Source organism: Sulfurovum sp. UBA12169 (assembly GCA_002742845.1).
Taxonomy (GTDB): Bacteria; Campylobacterota; Campylobacteria; order Campylobacterales; family Sulfurovaceae; genus Sulfurovum.
This window is the reverse complement of record DLUH01000001.1, coordinates 261,073-280,905: the sequence shown is the minus strand read 5'-3', so window position 1 is coordinate 280,905 and position 19,833 is coordinate 261,073. Positions and strand designations below refer to the sequence as shown.

General features: G+C 41.2%; 19 protein-coding genes. 12 read left to right on the top strand and 7 right to left on the bottom strand.

Annotated elements, in window-relative coordinates; all coding sequences use genetic code 11:
* Positions 1-126: 126 nt before the first annotated feature.
* The 8 genes from CFH81_01475 (at position 127) to CFH81_01440 (ending at position 7,531) form a co-directional block, all read left to right on the top strand.
* Positions 127-1,287, top strand: a complete 1,161-nt coding sequence (locus tag CFH81_01475) for a hypothetical protein (GenBank protein DAB40993.1) — start codon at positions 127-129, stop codon at positions 1,285-1,287.
* Positions 1,288-1,357: 70 nt separating this feature from the next.
* Positions 1,358-2,068 carry a hypothetical protein gene (locus CFH81_01470; protein ID DAB40992.1) on the top strand — a complete coding sequence of 237 codons (711 nt, stop codon included), beginning with the start codon at positions 1,358-1,360 and terminating at the stop codon, positions 2,066-2,068.
* Positions 2,069-2,144: 76 nt separating this feature from the next.
* Positions 2,145-3,218, top strand: a complete 1,074-nt coding sequence (locus tag CFH81_01465; protein DAB40991.1) for a dipeptide epimerase — start codon at positions 2,145-2,147, stop codon at positions 3,216-3,218.
* Positions 3,219-3,301: 83 nt separating this feature from the next.
* Entirely contained in the window at positions 3,302-4,627 is a 1,326-nt protein-coding gene (locus tag CFH81_01460; protein DAB40990.1) for a glycoside hydrolase, read from the top strand.
* 42 nt (positions 4,628-4,669) lie between these two features.
* Positions 4,670-5,272 (top strand): 16S rRNA (guanine(966)-N(2))-methyltransferase RsmD, encoded by a 603-nt coding sequence (gene rsmD / locus CFH81_01455; GenBank protein DAB41412.1) that lies wholly within the window; start codon positions 4,670-4,672, stop codon positions 5,270-5,272.
* Positions 5,273-5,336: 64 nt separating this feature from the next.
* Positions 5,337-5,777 carry a sulfurtransferase gene (locus CFH81_01450; protein ID DAB40989.1) on the top strand — a complete coding sequence of 147 codons (441 nt, stop codon included), beginning with the start codon at positions 5,337-5,339 and terminating at the stop codon, positions 5,775-5,777.
* Positions 5,778-5,812: 35 nt separating this feature from the next.
* Positions 5,813-6,565 (top strand): hypothetical protein, encoded by a 753-nt coding sequence (locus CFH81_01445; GenBank protein ID DAB40988.1) that lies wholly within the window; start codon positions 5,813-5,815, stop codon positions 6,563-6,565.
* 537 nt (positions 6,566-7,102) lie between these two features.
* Positions 7,103-7,531, top strand: coding sequence for a hypothetical protein (locus CFH81_01440; protein DAB41411.1), 429 nt, complete (start codon positions 7,103-7,105; stop codon positions 7,529-7,531).
* Between the two features lie 12 nt (positions 7,532-7,543).
* Here the strand turns inward: CFH81_01440 and CFH81_01435 are convergent, their stop codons facing one another.
* The 3 genes from CFH81_01435 to CFH81_01425 form a co-directional block, all read right to left on the bottom strand.
* Positions 7,544-9,598 carry an ATP-dependent DNA helicase gene (locus tag CFH81_01435; protein DAB40987.1) on the bottom strand — a complete coding sequence of 685 codons (2,055 nt, stop codon included), beginning with the start codon at positions 9,596-9,598 and terminating at the stop codon, positions 7,544-7,546.
* Between the two features lie 3 nt (positions 9,599-9,601).
* Entirely contained in the window at positions 9,602-9,940 is a 339-nt protein-coding gene (locus CFH81_01430) for a hypothetical protein (protein ID DAB40986.1), read from the bottom strand.
* A 65-nt stretch (positions 9,941-10,005) separates the two neighbouring features.
* Positions 10,006-10,554, bottom strand: coding sequence for a hypothetical protein (locus tag CFH81_01425; GenBank protein DAB40985.1), 549 nt, complete (start codon positions 10,552-10,554; stop codon positions 10,006-10,008).
* Positions 10,555-10,782: 228 nt separating this feature from the next.
* On the opposite strand from CFH81_01425, the gene murA reads away from it, so the two are divergent.
* Complete coding sequence (murA, locus tag CFH81_01420) at positions 10,783-12,054, top strand: UDP-N-acetylglucosamine 1-carboxyvinyltransferase (protein DAB40984.1); 1,272 nt, start codon at positions 10,783-10,785, stop codon at positions 12,052-12,054.
* A gap of 16 nt (positions 12,055-12,070) precedes the next feature.
* Here murA and CFH81_01415 read toward each other — a convergent pair whose 3' ends face one another.
* From CFH81_01415 to CFH81_01400, 4 genes are all read right to left on the bottom strand, one after another.
* Positions 12,071-12,442 (bottom strand): hypothetical protein, encoded by a 372-nt coding sequence (locus CFH81_01415; protein DAB40983.1) that lies wholly within the window; start codon positions 12,440-12,442, stop codon positions 12,071-12,073.
* 12 nt (positions 12,443-12,454) lie between these two features.
* The gene (locus tag CFH81_01410) at positions 12,455-14,041 is read right to left on the bottom strand and encodes a hypothetical protein (protein DAB40982.1); all 1,587 of its coding nucleotides are present in this window, start codon (positions 14,039-14,041) and stop codon (positions 12,455-12,457) included.
* A 74-nt stretch (positions 14,042-14,115) separates the two neighbouring features.
* A complete protein-coding gene (locus tag CFH81_01405) occupies positions 14,116-15,186 on the bottom strand; it encodes a tRNA pseudouridine(13) synthase TruD (protein ID DAB40981.1) in 1,071 nt (356 codons plus the stop codon).
* Positions 15,187-15,200: 14 nt separating this feature from the next.
* Positions 15,201-16,034: a thiamine-phosphate kinase gene (locus CFH81_01400; protein DAB40980.1), complete on the bottom strand. Its 834-nt coding sequence runs from the start codon at positions 16,032-16,034 to the stop codon at positions 15,201-15,203.
* Positions 16,035-16,150: 116 nt separating this feature from the next.
* Between CFH81_01400 and CFH81_01395 the strand changes: the two genes are divergently transcribed.
* The 3 genes from CFH81_01395 to CFH81_01385 are packed head-to-tail and all read left to right on the top strand — an operon-like array spanning position 16,151 to position 19,762.
* Positions 16,151-17,863: a fumarate reductase (quinol) flavoprotein subunit gene (locus CFH81_01395; protein DAB40979.1), complete on the top strand. Its 1,713-nt coding sequence runs from the start codon at positions 16,151-16,153 to the stop codon at positions 17,861-17,863.
* Positions 17,864-17,873: 10 nt separating this feature from the next.
* Entirely contained in the window at positions 17,874-18,863 is a 990-nt protein-coding gene (locus tag CFH81_01390; GenBank protein DAB40978.1) for a succinate dehydrogenase, read from the top strand.
* An 11-nt stretch (positions 18,864-18,874) separates the two neighbouring features.
* The gene (locus CFH81_01385) at positions 18,875-19,762 is read left to right on the top strand and encodes a heterodisulfide reductase subunit B (GenBank protein DAB40977.1); all 888 of its coding nucleotides are present in this window, start codon (positions 18,875-18,877) and stop codon (positions 19,760-19,762) included.
* Positions 19,763-19,833: the final 71 nt, after the last annotated feature.

Genomic DNA, 19,833 nt, shown 5'->3' with positions numbered 1-19,833 from the left:
AAGCGTTCTTGTGTATCCATGGTTTCACTAGACGCAAAACATATAAATTGCACATGGCTAATATGCTACATACGGTATAATATCCAATAAATCTACAGATATATTACATAATATAAAAGGCGTCAAATGATAGAGTCAGGGTTTATGTATTTGGCTGTTTTGGCAATGACGGCAGCATCTATCGTTTTTTTGGAGCAGCGAATACAAGCCAAGATTTTCAAGTATCTTCCCGGTATTGTTGTTCTCTATTTTGCGGTCATGCTTTTTTCTACTTTCGGCGTATGGCAAAAAACAGAAAGTATCAACACTGTTTATGTTACCATGAAAACCAATCTTCTGCCGGCAATGATCTTTTTGATGCTGTTGGGTGCCGATATCCGCCAAATATTTACGCTTGGCAAAAAGATGCTGGCTGCCTTTTTTCTTGCTTCTTTGAGTATCGCGTTGGGCTTTATCTTTACTTTCGCTCTTTTTCATACATATTTTGAAGCTGATGCATGGAAAACATTTGCTGCGCTTAGCGGTTCATGGATGGGCGGCACAGGCAATATGGTTGCCATACAGGGAGCGCTGAATGTTCCTGATAGCAAAATGGGTTATGTTCTTCTTATCGATTCTATTGTTTATGCGATATGGGTGATGATACTTTTAGCTCTGGTCCCGCTTGCAAAATATTTCAATGCATGGAGCAAAGCAGATACTTCTATCATTGATAGCGTGAGCGAGAAATTGGCACAAAGCAAATCCAACGAAAAGATTGATTTCGCATCTCTTTTTATACTTTTATCTTCAAGTCTATTGGTTTGTGCCTTCAGTCAGTACGGGGCATCTTTTTTGCCTGAAACATCATTTTTGAGTACTTCGGGATGGATTGTAATTTTTGCAACAGTTTTTGGCATCTTATTTGCCATGACATCCTTGGCGAAACTCGCAGGCTCAATGGAGCTTGGAAATATGATGCTGTATCTCATCGTGGCGCTTGTGGCTTCTCGTGCAAATTTTTCAGAACTCACCGAGGCGCCCCTGTATATCTTTGCGGGATTTATGGTGATTGCGGTGCACGGGGCATTGATGGTTATTTTTGCCAAACTCTTCAGGCTTGATCTTTTTGTTATCGGGGTAGCTTCGCTGGCAAATATCGGCGGAGTGGCTTCGGCGCCCATCTTGGCATCAGCATACTCCGGAGCTTTGATTCCTATCGGGGTACTTATGGCAATGATGGGGTATATTATAGGAACATTTGGCGGATTGATGGTGGGCAAAGTATTGCAAATGATTAGTGCTTAATTTTTTTACTATTTCACGATTTTCACACTGTATTTGGATAGAATACCAATTATTTATAAAGGAAATTAGAATGAAAAAATATTTTAAGTACATTGCGTTGGCCGGAGCATTTTCATCAGCAGCTTTTTTGGGTGGTTGTGCAACGGATGATTATGGTTATCCCAATGGTTATGGTTACAATGATTATGGTTATTACAATGATCCCTACCGTTCTTCTGTATTGGCAGTGTATAGTTATCCCTACTATACCGACAGACCATATTACATTTACGGAGGCAGATATTATTATGGCGGGTACTACCGTGACGGGTACTACTATTATCGTGGGCGAAAATTGCGCGGCGGGAAATTTTATCAGCACCATCACAGAAATGTACGCACCATAGACAAGAGACCTGAGTATCAAACTCGAAGCACACTGGGTCGCACTTACCAAGATCAGAACAGATACCGCTACATTAATACAGAAAGAGAACGCCGAAATATAGAAGGAACACGCAATTATCGGATACAAGACACTAAAAGCACGCTCCAAAACCGTGACAGCTACCGCAACGTTACTGTTAAACGTGAAAAAGAGCGTAAAATTACACAAAAAACATTTGCCAATCAAGAACAACGCCGTAATTTTGGTGTAAATAACGAAAATAAATACAGAGAAAGAAATGCTTATCAGCACAGAGTACAAACACAAAAAGCAGAACCAAGAGTAAAAGAAACGTATCGCAATAGAAACGACAATGAGGAAAATCAGGCAACCAATCCTTTTAACCGAAGATAAATTTAAAGCTGGGCTTTATAAGAGGGAAAATGGCAAAATACAAAAAGAGACCATCTTCCTTCCGGGATAAGCAATAATGAAAATCAAAGAGATTAGAACAATCATTTTTAGGGCGCCGCTCAAGACCCCTTTCAAAACAGCCCTTAGAAGAGTTGATCAGCTGGAAGATCTTGTTGTTGTTGTCGAGTGCGATGACGGCAGTATAGGCTATGGCGAAGGAGCTCCCGCTCCTGCAATCACAGGCGAAACGATTGGCTCAATGATTGCAGCTATTGAGTACATCAAACCTTCACTTCTTGGACTTGACATGGAAGAGTTTGATACTATTTTACAAAAAATACACCATTCAATAGTGAAAAATACTACAGCAAAATCTGCCATTGAAATCGCTCTTTATGATCTTAGAGCCAAAATTCTGAAGCTTCCTCTTTATCGTATGCTTGGCGGAACACAAAAAGTTTTTAAAACCGATATTACAATCAGCATGAATGAAACAGATAAGATGGTGCGTGACAGTCTTGATGCGCTTGCAAGAGGCTATGAAGTACTTAAAGTTAAGGTCGGCGACAATCCGCAAAAGGATATCCAGCGAATCAGGGCAATCTGGGATGCTGTAGGTAAAAAAGCAGTCTTGCGTCTGGATGCCAACCAAGGATGGAGTGCCACACAAAGTGTTGAAGTACTCCAAAGCCTCGAAAAGGCAGGTATCGTGCCTGAGCTTATCGAGCAGCCTGTAAAGGCAGATGATCTTGCGGGACTCAGATACATTAAAGAGAGAGTACAAACCCCCCTGCTCGCAGATGAATCGGTTTTCTCAATCAAAGATGCCGTTATCCTGCTTGAGCAGCACGCTGTAGACTATATCAATATCAAATTGGCTAAAACAGCAGGTATCACCCAGGCGCTTAGGCTTGCAGATATTGCGAACGGCTTTGGGGTCAAGTGTATGTTGGGCTGCATGCTGGAAGGTCCTTTTTCTGTAGCGGCCGGTGCACATGTCGCTTCAGCCAAAGCACATATCATTACGATGATAGATCTTGATGCAGTTAGTCTGCTTTCACACAATCCGGTTCGGACTTCTGTGCGGTTTGAAGAAAGTCAGATTGCACTCAGCGAGGAGAGTGGATTGGGAGTGAGTCTTTTGGCTTAATTTTTGCAATCTAGAACCCTTTTCGTATGATATAATAAGATAAAAGAGAGTTCATCTTTTTTATAAAATAGAAAAGGCAAAATATGATGATGAAAGTACTGGGAATGGTTTTGTTGAGTATGAGTATTTTGCATGCAGAATATATTCTTAAGCAAAGCCACAGAGCCAAAAGCAAAATAGATCTGATGCCTCAAAATAAAGTGGCCGATATGAAATCCATTCCCCAAGACCCTGCTTACTATGCAAATCAGATAAAGCCATTTTCCACATACAAGCAGCGAGCACTTGATAAAGAGTTCAATAAAAGGTATTTTTATCCTTGGGAGCTAAGCAAGCTTGATATACCCGCAGATGATTTTGGATGGGAAGAGCGTTTTGTTGTTAAAAAACCTATTTTCAGGGAAAATGGAAAAATAATACCTCCAACGATATACAGCCAATGGCTCAATAACGCCAATATGGCAGAAGCAGATAGTAAAAAATATAAAGCAATTACCATACGCCATACCGATGTGAAAGCATTGCCCACCGCAGAATCATTCTATCGTGATCCCAGAAAAACAGGAGAAGGTTTTCCGTTTGATTACAATCAGAATTCTACCTATCACATCAATGTTCCTCTTTATATTTCTCATTTTTCAAAAGATAAAAAATGGGCCTTTGTGCGCGGTGCATATACGTTTGGCTGGGTGAAAGTGAATGATCTCGCCTTGGTTGATAAAACGTTTATCGAAACATTTAAAAACGGAAACTATGCGATGGTAATCAAAGACAACCTCAGGCTTTATCGCAACAACAATCAAGAAACCATAGTAAAGCTCGGCTCTCTTTTCCCTATCGCAAAAGATAAAAAACACTATTTGGTTGCTTCAAGGGACACCAAAGGCAGAGCCCATATTAAAAAAGTAAGTGCGCAAGACCCTCACACTATGGCTAAAAAACCTCTTGCTTTTACACCTCAAAATGTAGCAATGCTCGCCAAAGAGTTCTATGGAGAGCCTTATGGCTGGGGCGGAGGTTATGAGTGCCGTGACTGTTCTGCTACTACGAGGGATTTTTTGGGCGCATTCGGTATTTTTCTGGAGCGCAACTCCGGCAAGCAAGCAAAAGAAGGCCAAAAAATTTCAATCGCCGGTTTGCACAAATCTGACAAAAAAAAGAAGATTATCAGCAAAGCCGAGCCCTTCAGATCTTTACTTTATGTTCCGGGACATATAGTGCTTTATCTTGGAGAATATAAGGGTGAACCTGTGATAATGCACACCTATTGGGGGATGCGAAAAAATGACGGCACCAAACTTATCACGGGTCGCACGATCATTACGAGCACTGAACCGGGAAAAGAACGAGCAGACATCAAAGAGCAAAGCAAGCTTATCAATACGCTTCAAACGATTGTTTCGTTCTAGAGCAGTACTTTCTTTTTACCGATGTTAGGCTAAAATATGATCATGAGAAAAAATGAAAAAATTAAATTATTTACAACGACTATCAATGCCGGAAAATTCAAAGGGCATAAAATAGAGATACCCGATATCAGTACAACCCGAAGCTCAAAAGCAATACTGAGGGAATCGCTGTTTAATACCTTGCAGTTTGATATTATGGATAAAAACTTTGTAGAAGTTTTTGCCGGAAGCGGTTCTGTCGGATTGGAAGCGCTAAGCCGGGGCGCAGGAGAGTGCTATTTTATAGAATATAATAAAGCGGCCTTTCATGTATTGGAGTCCAATGTCAAAAAACTTGATTCAAGCCATTGCCACCTCTTCTATGGTGACAGTTTTGAAAAATTTTCGGTTGTTTATGAGCTGGTAAAAAGAAGCCATGAAAAAACCTACTTTTATTTTGATCCTCCTTTTTCTACGCGCGAGGGAATGGATGAGATTTACGATAAGACCATGGCACTCATGGCAAGTATAGAACCTGAAGTATGCGAGATGGTCATTGTGGAGCATATGACGAACTTTGAAATGCCTCACTCCATAGGTGCGTTAAATTTTTTCAAACATAAAAAGTTTGGCAGAAGCACTATGAGTTACTATCGACCTCTTTGAGGACTGATAGTTTTCTTTACTTTTGCTAGAATTGGTGCTATACTAAATTGAAAAAGGGGTTGTGGTGGATTATAACGAGCAGATGAAAAAATATTATGAACGATGCAATATAGATCTGCTAAAGGGTCGTCTTAAGGCATCTTTGGAAAAAGCCAAAGAAGAGATTAAGGAGATTGGGGTGGATGCATTGGACCTTGAAGATATGGTCTTGATTGATGTAAGAGAAGCAGATGAATTCTCCACAGGAATCATACCTGCCAAAAAGATTTTTACCATTCCAAGAGGAAAATTGGAATTTGCGGTAGATGATACTTTGATCAACGTTAGTGACCGTCTTATTGTTTGTTATTGCCTTAAGGGTGCACGGGGATTGTTGGCTGCAAAAACACTCAAAGACTTGGGGTTTGAAAACGTAGTGAGCCTTCAAGGCGGGATAGAAAACTGGGTGAAATCAGGCAAATCGATCAAAAATTATCTTGGTTACTTTACACTTGAAAAAGCGTAAAGTTTCACATCTCCATTATCACAAAAAGAAAAATTATGAGTAAAAAAGAAGATCATATCGCTTTGTTTATCGATTGCGACAATATTTCCCATAAAGCAATTGAGGGTATTATCAGTGAATTGAGCAAATACGGTGTTGTGAATATACGTCAGGCGTATGGCAACTGGACCAAAGACAATCTCAAAAATTGGGAGGAAAAACTGTTGGAGTTTGCTATCAAGCCTATTCAGCAATTTGACTACTCTAAAAATAAAAACGCAACCGATATCCTGATGACTATTGATGCAATAGACCTGCTTCACACGAAAGATATTGATGCCTTTGCCTTTGCAACCAGTGACAGTGATTTTACTCCGGTGGTCATGCGCGTACAAGCAGAAGGAATCAAAGTCTACGGTTTTGGTGAGAAAAAAACCCCTAAACCCTTTATGGCGGCATGTTCACAGTTTATTTTCACAGAAAAATTAATGACGTCGGAGAGAAAAAATCCAAGCAGCAGCGAATCAAGTCTCGTTCAGACCCCCATACGTAAAAGCGGAAAAGAGATGCGCGCAGATACATGGCTGGTTAATTTGCTTAGAAATGCCGTAGAGCAAACCATGGATGAACATGGCTGGGCCAATCTTGCAGACGTAGGACAATATATCAACAACAGCTCTTCTTTTTCGCCTGTCAATTATGGCTATAAAAAATTAAGCAATCTTATGGATGAGATTGATTTGTTTGATATCTATTTGGATGAGGAAAGCAAGCAGATGAGTATACGGGATAAGCGATTTGGTAGCTGATCTTGATTTTCATATGTATCACATATGCGAGAAGAGTAAACAGAAGAACTTTGTATGATAGTTGCATATATTGACGTAGGCATGAAATACTTTACAATTTTTTGATATATAATAGTATAATTATATGAATATATAGGTGAGCGATCAAGAATGAGAAAATATATCCTTCTTCATTTCATTGGCTTGATTTTTCTTCAGGCGAATATTATGGATTTTATGCTGTCTCCTTTCAAAGATGGCAATACATCAAAGACGGAAATGCCTGAAGCAATCAAACAAGAGAACAATGTATCCAAAATCGAAACATCTCTGCTCATCAAAAAAGAAGAAAATGCATCGGACTCTCAAAAATCTCAAATGATCAAAACAGAAGATAAAAGTTTTTTTGAATCCGTTCTGTCCTCTTTTAGAAAAGAAGACAATACAAGCGAATCTGAAAAATCCGAAAATGCCAAAGAGGGTCATACCGGTATATTCGATTTTATCTTTTCCGTTTTTAGGAAAGAGAATGCAGTCCAGCCTCCAATATCCGACAGCATGAAAGCGGATTTGGTCATGATCATCAAATCACAAAATACTTTGTATCTTTCAAATAAAGGAAAGGTTTTCAAAACCTATAAAGTTGCCCTGGGAGGTAATCCGATAGGGCCCAAAGAGATGGAAGGGGATAAAAAGACTCCGGAAGGTTTCTATAAGCTCGATTTTTTTAAATGCAACAGCACGTTTTATAAAGCCTTTCATATCTCGTATCCAAATACGCAGGATATAGCAAATGCCAGAAAATTGGGCAGAAGTCCCGGTGGACAGATCATGATACACGGACAACCCAATAATAGGACATGGGCAAAAAAATATATCAAACCAAACGAGAATTGGACGGCGGGATGCATAGCGCTCTTAAATAATGAAATGGATGAACTATTAAAATTTGTGGAGGTGGGAACCCCTATTCTTATCAAACCGTAAAGGAATAAAAATCTATTTTTGTTTCGTGGCCGGTTCTTCAAACTCTCCTTTTATCAACCCTGCTTCATGGAGGAATGGTGAAGGCTTATACTCTACTTTTTTTTGTTTGTCGTATTTGGCCAAAGAGAGATAGAGTCTGTCTTTGGCTCGTGTTACGGCAACATAAAATAGCCTTCTCTCTTCTTCGAGACTCCCGCCTCTACCCATAAGTTTTCGATTGGGAAATCTTCCGTCAACCAAATCTACCACATAGACCTCAGGAAATTCTAATCCTTTACTGGCGTGCACAGTAAGCAAATTGACACCCTCTCCTTCACTCAATTCATTTCCGCCAAGTACCATAGCATTTACAAAGCGGCTCAAATCCTTATATTGGCGAGACAAATCAAGAAGAAGATTTGCCTTGCGCATGATACGCTCCTTAGCCTGTTTCTTTTTTTCCTTGTCAATTTCGCCCGATTTGAGCCGTCCTCTTTGTGCAGAGAGTATCTCCGTAATATGCTCATAGAGTGCAGAAGCGATAACGGTGCGCAGAATTTCAGCAGGATTTTTAAGTAAGACCGCCCTAGACACCAGAGTATAAAAATCTTTAAAAAATCTTACGCTTTCCTGTGTTAATTTAGGGTGTTTGAGTAAAGGATGCGTATAGATAGTCTTATCCAATTCCATATGGCTAAACCGTGTTGCAGATCCTATCTCGTGATCGTCATCAAAAAGCCCCAGCTGTATATTTTTAACTGGATTGAGCTTGGGAATATTGTGATTTTTAGGTGAAAGTACACCTTGTATAAAATAACCATTGCCAAAATGCAAAAAGCATTGAAAAAATTCTTTCGATAGCGCTGAGCCTACACTGTTTGCATATTCAAATATATGGATAAAGGCCATCATGTCCTTGGGATTAACCAGCAAGGAGAGTACGTCTAGCAGAAATTTTATCTCTTTGGTATCAAAAAAACTTGTACTTCCTTTGCGCCTGCAGGGGATTCCTACTTCGCGCAAACTAGCTTCAATTCCGTCCGCACTGGAATTGTTTCTAAAAATAACGGCGATATCATGATTTGGGACATGTGTTGTCTTGATGGAGTGTGCGATAGATTGATACTGTTCAAACAGGTCATTAAACATTAAAAGTTTTGGAGGATGACTTTTTCCTGCGCGGCCTACTTCAAGTTTTTTGGGATAGATGCGTTCATTTCGTTCTATTACGCGATTTGCAAGAGAGAGTATCGGCGCAGTAGAACGATAATTGGTTTTAAGTGTGAATATTTTTGCATTTTTATAGCGTTCGGAAAACGTTGCAATATTTTCTATATTGGCACCATTAAACGCATAAATACTCTGATCATAATCCCCTACGCAGAACAATGAGCGCGGCTTGAGTGCATCTATCAATGCACTTTGCAAGGTATTGGTATCTTGGTATTCATCAACCAGTACTTCCTGAAAAGGCATGGACGATATTTGCAAATGATTTTTCATGCGCAAAAGAAGATCATTAAAAGAAGCAAATCCATACTCCAGCTTTTCTTTTTCAAATTCTTCTGTAATGTCCATATAGATATCTATTAGCGTTTCATGTTCGGGATATTTCTCTAAAAACCAAATATCAAATCCCTCCAGGGAGGCATTTTGGTACAAACTGTACATTTCATAAAGATAGGTAGCCGAGAATGGTTCAACAGGAAGATTCATACGTGAAAAATGACGTTTTTCATAAAGGCTTCTAAAAAGAGTTTTGAGTTCCGAAGGTTGTTTGAGAGCCAAATTGGGATAGATCTCTTTAAGCCATCTATAACATACGGCGTGAAAAGTGCCTGACTGTATTTTAGAAACTACCTGTTTTGGAAAAAATCGTTCAAGACGGGCAATCATCTCTCCCGCAGCTTTGTTGGTAAAGGTAAGCAGCAATATGTTTGAAGGCTCTATGCCCGCATGCAAAAGATGGGCAATACGTCCTACAATGGTGGATGTTTTGCCTGTCCCGGCACTTGCAATAATAAGATTGTGACCAAGAGGTGCCGTAGCAGCACTAAGCTGTTCAGCGTTGAGCGTGCTAAGAGGCATAGATTAGAGTTGACCAAGGATATAGTATGTCGGTTTATTTTCTACTTTTTTAAGGGAAATTTTATATTTTTTAGACCAATGATCAACCAATTCCGCAAAGGCAGAGAGATTATCTGCATTGCTATCCTCGTCGCACTTTATTTTTAAATAGTTTTCGGAGTTTGACATCGCTATATAACCTTTTTCTACCGCAAGAGCATCCTGAAGAGAGAGCAGATGTTTTGAGAAATGCTCAAAATTTTTTGTATTTGAAATTATTTTATTGATTTGCTCAAGTGTATGATTGTTTTGGGGGTATCCCAACTGTGCTAAAATGGCTTCGGGTGTTAGGTCGATATGCATTTACTTTCCTCTCTTTATTTAATCTGAAAAGAGATTGTATCAAAACTTTGATTAGAAGCGAGTGACTAGAAAAGCGTGCTTTTTGGGCGCTCAAGCCTATCGATAAGGTATCTATAGTGTTCAACGTTTTGAAATGCTTTTTCATAACGCCAACGCAAAATAAACTCTATAATTTCATTTTTCAAGACAGCATCCAATGTTTCTGCTTTTCCGAAATAACCTAAAGAGATATTTTTTGCTTTTTTCTTCCCGTTTTTGTCCGGCTCGTAGGTAATGGCAATGATCTGTATATATTTTCCTTCTCGCACCTCGCCAAAATCTTCTTCTTTTAAGCCTATGCCGCTTAAGTTCATAGCTTTATATATAAATATTTTTTCAAAATCAGGTGATTTCTCAAAAATTTTCAGTTTTTCATATAAGAATTCAAGACGTTTTAAATTCTCTTTGCGCACATTCTCAAATTCAGTGCTTATCTTCAGGGCAGTTTGCCTAGCAGGCTTATCTTCAATGATATCTTCGGGTTTGACCGTAACAACAGAGCTTTTTTCTTTTTCTACCAATTTATCTTCCAGACGGTTGGCGAGTGCTTTAAGCTTATCTAAACTGCTAGACATAATTCCCTCTTTGCATAAAATTTTGTTTGATATCTTTTCTATATTAGAAAATATTTTACAAGATATTTTCTAATATATTGTTTAAATCATCGTTAATAATATTAATTTTTTATTTTTTAATGTAAAAAAGAATTTCTGATTTAAGCGGAGGCGTTGTTTTGCTTTCTGCTGTGATTAACCATACTTTAGATAAAATCTCAGTAAATTTTGATTAAGGAAGCGTATAGAATGGATTATTTACAGATCAACGGCGGGAGAAAATTGAGCGGCAGTGTGACAATTAGCGGCGCAAAAAATGCTGCTTTACCCATTATTGCAGCAACCATACTCAGTGATAAAGATGTAACCCTTACCAATCTGCCAAATGTTGTAGATATCCGTACCCTGCTCAAGCTTTTGACGATGCTCGGCGGCAAAGTCGAACACGAAGGCACAACAACAGCCAAGATCAACAACGGATCCATGACATCCACCAAGGCGGTTTATGAAATTGTTTCTCAAATGAGAGCTTCTATTTTGGTACTTGGTCCGCTGCTTGCACGGTTTGGAGAGTGTGAAGTAAGTTTGCCCGGAGGATGTGCCATCGGACAACGCCCCATAGATTTGCATCTCAAGGCGCTTGAGGCGATGGGCGCAAAGATAGAGATCAAGGGCGGCTATGTGCGTGCAGAAGCCCACGAAGGTTTGCATGGAGCCAAGATTGTCTTTGACAAAATTACCGTAGGAGGTACGGAAAATATTGTGATGGCGGCCGCACTCGCTAAAGGGGTCACAAGCATCATCAATGCCGCCAAAGAACCCGAAGTGGTACAATTGTGTGAAATGATTGCTGATGCAGGGGTTCGGATAGAAGGTATTGGCACTAACGAACTTACCATCTACGGGACAGACGGAAAGCCGCTCACTTTCCAACCCGTAGAGATCATCCCTGACCGTATTGAAGCAGGCACTTATCTTTGTGCGGGAGCAATTACGGGCTCTGTGATTACTTTAAATAAGGTTGACGAACGGCATATTAGAGCTTCCATAGATAAACTCGAAGCGATGGGTTGCAGATTTGACGTAACCGAAGAGAGCATCACTGTTTATCCTCCAAAAGAGATCAAACCGGTCAATCTCACCACGATTGAGTATCCTGGATTTCCGACAGATATGCAGGCGCAATTTATGGCACTTGCGGTCATGGCTAACGGAGAAAGCATCATCGAAGAGCGTCTTTTTGAGAACCGCTTTATGCATGTGAGCGAACTAAATCGTTTGGGTGCAGATATCTGGCTCAAAGGCAATATCGCCGCCGTCAAAGGAGTGGACAAACTTTACGGTGCCGATGTCATGGCAACTGACCTAAGAGCCAGTTCGGCGCTTGTTTTGGCAGCATTGGTTGCGGAAGGTACGACAAATGTACGCCGTATTTATCATCTGGACAGAGGGTATGACGATTTGGAGGGAAAACTCTCCGCGCTGGGCGCAGATATCGTGCGAAAAAAAGAGGTTAAATAAACCTCTGGCCCAACTTTTATTTTGCTTTGTATCGGTATGCTTTTTCTCTTTTTTGTTTCCAGATCTTTCGCAGAAGCTGAGGGTCAATTTTAAAAAGTTCTGACGCATTACGATCAAGCGCTTCGCTTCTTTGGACTTTAACACCCGAAGGTATCAGCTCCAGCGTACCGTTTTTTTCTTCTGTTTTGGCGTATTCATAGTTTTTAGAGCTATTGTTGTATTTTATGATATGCCCCTCATTGTCCTCGATCCAATTGAACCATTCATCGCCTTTGAGTTTTCCCTGAAAGGCTGAACCGTCATTTTGTTTAAATTCTAAAGAACCTTGAAAAGCAGGTACAGAAAATGCGAACGTTAGCATACTTATAAATAAAATTAATCTTTTCATGTTTGATTCCTTTTAGTTGGTTTCTGTTGTCAAATCTGCACTCATGATATCTCCGGGGCCGGAAATATTTGTGATGTTTACACCGCTGTCAGAACCGTCATATCGGTCTGAGTTTGGATCGGTAGAGGGCGTAAAACTTGCGTTGTTTGCTTGAAAAAAGAGATTTAGGTAGTCTCCTCTGTGTTTATTGGTATCCAGTCCCGGACGATTGGCCTCTTCTATATCAACTAGTTTATGGGATTCGTTTTCGTTGCAGCTGTTTGTGGTGATGCAGCCGGGCAACAGAGTGTCATCGATATGCAAAATAGACAATCCCCCCTCAAAATCACCCAACTCTTTAAGGATATATAATCCCCTATCGTATCCGCTGTTAGCTCTGTTTTCTATTAAAAAATATTCGCCACTGCGACCGGTCGGAATCTTATAGAGTGTGTAACCTGTCGAAGAAGCGGCTTTTATCTGCAACTCTTGGGCATCAGTAACGACGGCCGGCACAACAAAACCGCTGTATGCTTTGCTCCATCCTGTCATATGCACCGGTGTTGCGCCATAAAATTCTCCTTCTTTATACCCCCAGCTTCCTGCGCCCATCAAACCGAAATTGCCGATACCCTCTGAGCTGTCGTCTGTATCGTAAAGATCCGGCAAACCAAATACTGCATGCCCCAGCTCATGAGCGATAATCCCTACGGTAGCATCGTTGCCCGTAAGAGCATCAAAATGTTTTTCGCCAAAAGCCGCATATACCCCTTCATAATCGCAGCTCATGAGAGTGACATTATCAAGTTTGGGAGGTCCGACATTGATTGATGTGTCCATGCACCATTGGTGCGCCCAAATTCCGGGATGAGCTGACGTTGCAAGCTCGCCGCCAGCCACTAAAAACATGATTTGAAGCTCATTGGAGCTTATTGCTCCGTTTTTGTCGGTATCATACTGTGCAAAATCGATATATTCGTCTGCGAGTATGGCCGCATTTTTTAATCTGTCTATCTTTGTTTGCAATTCATCGGGATGGTTTTCATCAAGATGCACCGTAATGATGCCGTCATTCTCTCCGTTTGTTTCTGTGGCGGGTCGGAATTGAAATGTACCGTAAGAAATTTCATGATAATAATCGTTCAATCCCCCTTCATTTGAGCCGAATATTTTTTGATTCCACTCAGAAGCAGAGCTGTCAAACTGATAATCATCAAACTCTATGCGGATAACCGCAAGCGGCATCACTCTTTGCACCGTATTTGCTTCCGTGACTGTCACATTCATCGTGTCGCTGTCCGTTGCGCCTTCATTGTCGGTGACGGTGAGAGTTAATGTATGAATGCCGGCTGTGGACGGGGTGTAGTCAAATGAAGCCGTATTGGCTAAAACCGTGCTGCCATTTTTCCATTGATAGCTTGCAATGGTTCCGTCTGCATCGCTGCCGCTTCCGACAATATTTACCGTTTGATTCACCTGTATGCTTTTATCTATCCCTGCGTCTGCTGTGGGAGCTTGATTTAATGTTTCGGCTTCTCCTCCGCCTCCACCGCCGCCGCAGCCGTTGAATATCATTATCCCCGCCATCAAAGCGCCGGCTGCCCAATGAGAATATCCCATACTTTTTCCTTAGTCCGAATTATTTTTTTTAGTATAGCATACAGCTATGAAAAAAGAATGAAGTCTTCATCATTTCAAATTTGATTGGTGCCCCTGAGTACGTCAAGCACATTGGTCGCATAGGAACCTTTTGGCAGAACAAAACTAAGCTCATAATGGGCTTTTTCTTCGACATAATTTTTCTTTATTTCTGTCGCTTGAACCCATGCATAGCGTCTGGCGCCGAAAATTTTGATCTCTTCGTCAAACTGTTCTTCAAAAAGTCTGGCAACACCTGTGGCTCTTTTGGTTTTACTTCCGGGCAAAAGACCTGTGGGGGCGATATCCTTTGTCTCGAAACGTTCTGCTTCTTTATCCAACTCTTCTGCTTCAAAAAGTCTTCCGTAAGGATAGTGCATCATCAAATCGCCCTCGAGAAGCTTAAAGAAATTGGGTTGCGCCTTGACTCCCTTGAGTGCACCGGACGGGAGTTTTAAAAGCTGTTCAGCTTCCTCTTCGCTGAATTTTTCCAACAACAAGTTAAGCTCCATACGTTTTGCAAGCCATAAATTAAAAAGATAACTCTGATAGGATCCCATTAAAAATTCACGTGTTTTTTTATCCCGGATCTTAAGCTCGCCAGACAAAAGCTTTTTGCCATCTATCCAGTTTGTTCCATCCGTACCGAAACGTTGATTGCCAAAATAATTGGGTACGCCGTTAGCTTTGATCCATTTTAGCACAGAGTCAAGCTTGTCTTTTTGTATCCCCAATACTTTTTTAAGTCGGATATCAAAGCGATTTCCCTTGAGATGTCCTACACGTATTTTGTTATTGTGTCTGGTGCTTTCAAGTATTTTGATCTTTTCATGAGAAAATGCGGCTAGCTTCTCTTCAAATTTCGCAGGCAAAGAGACCCATTGTATGGTCATGGCATGCTTATCTTTAAGTCCGGCATATCCCATATCGCGTCTTTTGATGCCAACATACTGCGAGAGTATATCGAGCATCTCCCATGTGGTCAGTTCTTTTTTGCGAACCTTCAATACAAGATGTTCGCCCTCCCCCGTAAACTCATAAAGAGGTATCTCCTCTACAGTAAAATCCCGCGGAGTGGAGTTAAAAACAAATTCATTTTGAACAGGCAAGGGGTAAATAGGTTTCATGGTTAATGTATTCCTCAATTTTTAAAATGGTGGCTTTCGCAGCAAAATCGTTTATCGTTTTGAACCACTTTTGCAAATACAGTCAGAGCAGTATCTGTTTCTTTGGCTATCGCCAAAACGGTCTCAAGATTTTCCGGAGAAAACCCCACAAGCATCTCATACTCTTCCCCGCTAAGACCCATTTCTTGGTCAATGTCAAGCAGCAATTCAAATCCATATCCGTTTGTATCCAACAGTTTATTGGTGTCACAAAAAAGACCATCGGATATATCCATACCTGCATGCAGATAGGGATGCGACTTTTTGATAAATTCAACTCGCAGTTTTGGCTCATAAAATTTAGAATCGCTTGAGATTTTCTCTCCTCGGAGCAATATTTCAAGATCGTGTTTGCTCTGGCCCAGAGTACCTGTGAATGCCAACAAATCTCCCTCCCGCAGCCCTTTGCGCAAAAGCGGATGGAAGCTTTGCGAAATGACGGCGATTGAGAGATGCAGCTTATCGGCACCTATCGTATCTCCCCCGATGATTTCACATCCATACAATTTTGCCGTATCCTCAAGACTTTTCATCAGCTCGTCTATCTCTTTATTTTCAATGTTTTTTGGCAAAGAGACCGATACGAGGGCATATTTTGGCTCGGCATTCATCGCTATAGCATCAGAGAGGTTGACCAGCATTGCCTTTTTGCCGATTTGCGTCATATTCATCCAGGAACGCTTGAAATGTACATCTTCAAAAAAGGTATCCATACTATAAAGCATGTTCCCTATTACGGCTGCATCATCACCTATATGTTTCGAGGTGAGTTTATTGATAAGGTATTGTTCTTTGTCTATTTTTTTCATTGCAAAATTGTAACATACTGCACCCTATTTACACATTTTTATAAAACTATTAAAGAAATTAATATTTACCAATAGATATAATAGAACCAAATTTACTCTAAAAGGACATAGTAGCCATGGATGTTAAGATCTATCAATACGATGCAGTCATTGTCGGTGCAGGACTTGCAGGGCTTGCTGCAGCACGGGAGTTGACTGCGGCAGGCAAGAAAACAGCTGTTATCACTAAACTTCACCCTCTAAGAAGTCATTCCGGCGCAGCCCAAGGGGGAATTAATGCCGCACTTGGCGAAGGCGACTCTACAGAGCTTCATGAATTTGATACGGTTAAAGGAAGTGATTATCTTGCAGACCAGGATTGTGTTGAATTGATGTGTACCAAGGCACCCGAAACGATTAGATGGGCCGAACAGATGGGAGCTGTTTTTTCAAGAGACGATAGAGGTGATATCGCCATCCGTCCTTTTGGCGGACAATCCAAGCCCAGAGCCTGTTATGCAAAAGACAGAACAGGACTTACGCTCTTGCAAACCATGTATGAACAATGTGTGCGCGAGAATGTCCAGGTATTTGATGAATGGTATGCAGCAGATATTATCTACAAAGACGGTAAAGTCTCGGGTGTCGTCGCATTTGATATTAGAGATGCCAAACCGGCCATTTTCAATGCCAAAGCTACTATGTTTGCAACAGGCGGACACGCAAGGGCTTACAAGATCAACTCCAACGCCCATGCAAATACCGGCGATTCTCTCTCTATTGTTGCGCGTCACGGTCTTCCTCTGGAAGACATGGAGTTTGTTCAGTTTCACCCAAGCGGCCTGGGAGGCTCAGGTATTCTTATCTCGGAAGCAGCGCGCGGAGAAGGGGGTCGTCTTTTTAATTCGGAGGGCGAAAGGTTTATGGAAAAATATGCGCCCAATGCCCTGGAGCTTGCATCAAGAGATGTTGTAAGCCGTGCGATTATGCAAGAGATTCGCGAAGGAAGAGGCGTGGGTCCTAACAAAGATGCTGTCAGTATTGATCTTACGCATCTTGATCCTCAGATTATTCTTACAAGACTTCCCGAACTTAGAGAGCTGGCAATTACTTTCCTGGGGCAGGATATGCTTAAAGAGCCTATCCATATTGCAGCAACGGCACACTACTCTATGGGAGGGATTCCTGTAGATATCAACTGTCATGTACGTAAAAACCCTCAAGAGCTTGTCGAAGGTTTCTATGCTGCCGGTGAGTGTTCTTGTGTTTCAGTACACGGCGCAAACAGATTGGGCGCCAACTCAGTCCTTGAAGCACTTCTTTTTGGAAGACATGCGGGTCAGAACATGCTTAAAGACTTAAGCACACTTACACTCAGGCCGGCAACAAGCGAAGATGCAGCCGGTATGCTGGCAGAGTATCAGTGGGTAAAAACAAATAACGGAAATGAAAAGGTAGCCAAGCTTCGAGAAGAGCTTCAGGAGAGCATGACAAAAGATGCGGGCGTATTCAGAACAGCTGAGTCTCTCACTCGACAAAAAGAGAAGATCAAAGAGCTTCTCGCGCGATATAAACATATCCGCGTGGATGATAAATCCTCCGTTTTCAATACCGAGATTCAAGAAGCGATCGAACTTGGACACATGCTTGAATACAGTCTTTTCATTGTTGAAGGCGCCTTGGCTCGTGAAGAGAGCCGCGGGGGGCACTTTCGTGAGGATTTTCCGACAAGAGATGATGAAAAGTTCTTAAAGCATACCTATGCTTATATGGATAAAAATTTCAATATTACACAAGAATATGCGGATGTGGTTTTAGGTAAGTTTGAAGTTAAAGAAAGAACATATTAAGGAGATAGCAATGAATGAAACAAAAAAAATAACCATAAAAGCATTTAGATTTAATGCTGAGACTGATTATCTGCCTTACTATAAAACTTACGAGATGGAAGTAGGAAAAGATGAATTGGTGCTTGATCTGCTTAATCGCATCAAATGGGAGCATGACGGAAGTTTTTCCTACAGAAGATCGTGCCGTCACGGGATCTGCGGATCTTGTTCGATTAAAGTAAACGGCAAACCGGTGCTCTCCTGCAAAGAAAATGCACATGACATGATCAAGCTGTTTGGGGAAGAATTGATTTTTGATCCGCAAAGCAAAAAACGTGCTGTCAAAGATATGATTATTGATAAAAAAGATTTTTGGGATAAACATCATGCGATTAAACCTTATGTCAATGGAAATGTAGAGCCTCAGCCTGCACATGAAACGCATATGACCAAAGAGCAGGTTGAAAATTTCCTTGACGCGGATTATTGTATTCAGTGCGGTAACTGCCACTACGCTTGCCCGGTACTTGAGGTAAACAGTGATTTCTTCGGACCGGCTGCTTTTGCCGCTGCCTATAGATTTTCTATCGACCCTAGAGACAATTGCGGCCAAGAGAGACTTGAGATGACTGCTCAGATGGGTCAAGGGGTTTGGGACTGTGTCAAATGTTACGAATGTGCCGAAGCATGCCCTAAAGATGTCAATCCGATCGAGAAAATTATGAAGCTTCACAATATGCAGTTTGAACAGGGTGTTGCTCAAAGCAATGTTGCTACACGCCACGCAGAAGGGTTTGTAAGAAGCATCAAAAAACACGGGTTGCTTGATGAGGCAGATATCGTGAAATACTCGGAAGGACCTATCGGTGTCTTTAAGCATGTTAAGGATGCGATGAAGATGATGAAAGCGGGGAAAATTCATCTCACCGACCAGATGCCGTTTGTTGACAATATGCCAAAATCTAAAAATCTTGATGAAATCAAAAAACTCATTGAAATTTCACAAACAAATAAGCTATAAGGAGAGAGAGGATGAGCACACTACATTACGCACTTTACACAGGATGTACCGCAAAAGAGTCAACGCCTGAACTGCTGTCGTCTACACTCGCAGTGGCTGAAAAATTGGGGATCAAAATTACCATACTTGAAGAAGCGAGTTGCTGCGGTGCAAGTCATCTGCAGGATTTTGACGAATTTCTTTCGCATGTATTGAATGCCAGAAATATCTGCTACGCGGAAAAACTGGGACTGACAATGATCACAATTTGCAACACATGCCAAATCAACTCTGCCATGACAAAGCATAAGCTGGACAATAATCCTGAGTATAAAGCGAGAGTCAACGAAAAACTTGCTGAAGTGGGACTTGAATACAAAGGCACCTCCCAGATCAAACATTTTCTTTATGCGCTGATCGACGACTATGGTCTTGAGAATATCAAAAGCAAAGTCACCACGCCGCTTAGCCGTTTTAATATCGCTCCTTTTTACGGATGTCACAATATTAGGCCATCAGAACTTCAAAACGAAAGCAACGGCGGAGAAAATCCTTACAACCCTACTTCGCTTGATGAACTTATCGCTGCGCTTGAAGGACATCCGGTTGACTATGCGAGCAAAAATAAATGTTGCGGTTTCCATGTAGATCTTCAAGCGCCTCAGACAAGCAATGCGCTCACAGGAAATGCGCTGCTAGATGCCATCGACAACAATGCAGACATGATCGTTACTCCCTGCCCGCTTTGCCATCTCAATATGGATATCAAGCAAGAAAGTGCCGGAAAACAACTCGGCCGTGATATTGACCTTCCTATTTTGCATATGCCTCAAATGGTCGCACTTGCACTTGGCTGCACGGAAAAAGAGATTGGACTTAAGCATCACGTTAGCAAAGCAGACCATATCTATACCGCATAATTTTCAGTTATCTGCCCATCTGGCACATGGGCGCAGTACCGATACCCTTTTCAACACAAAATAAGCAAAAA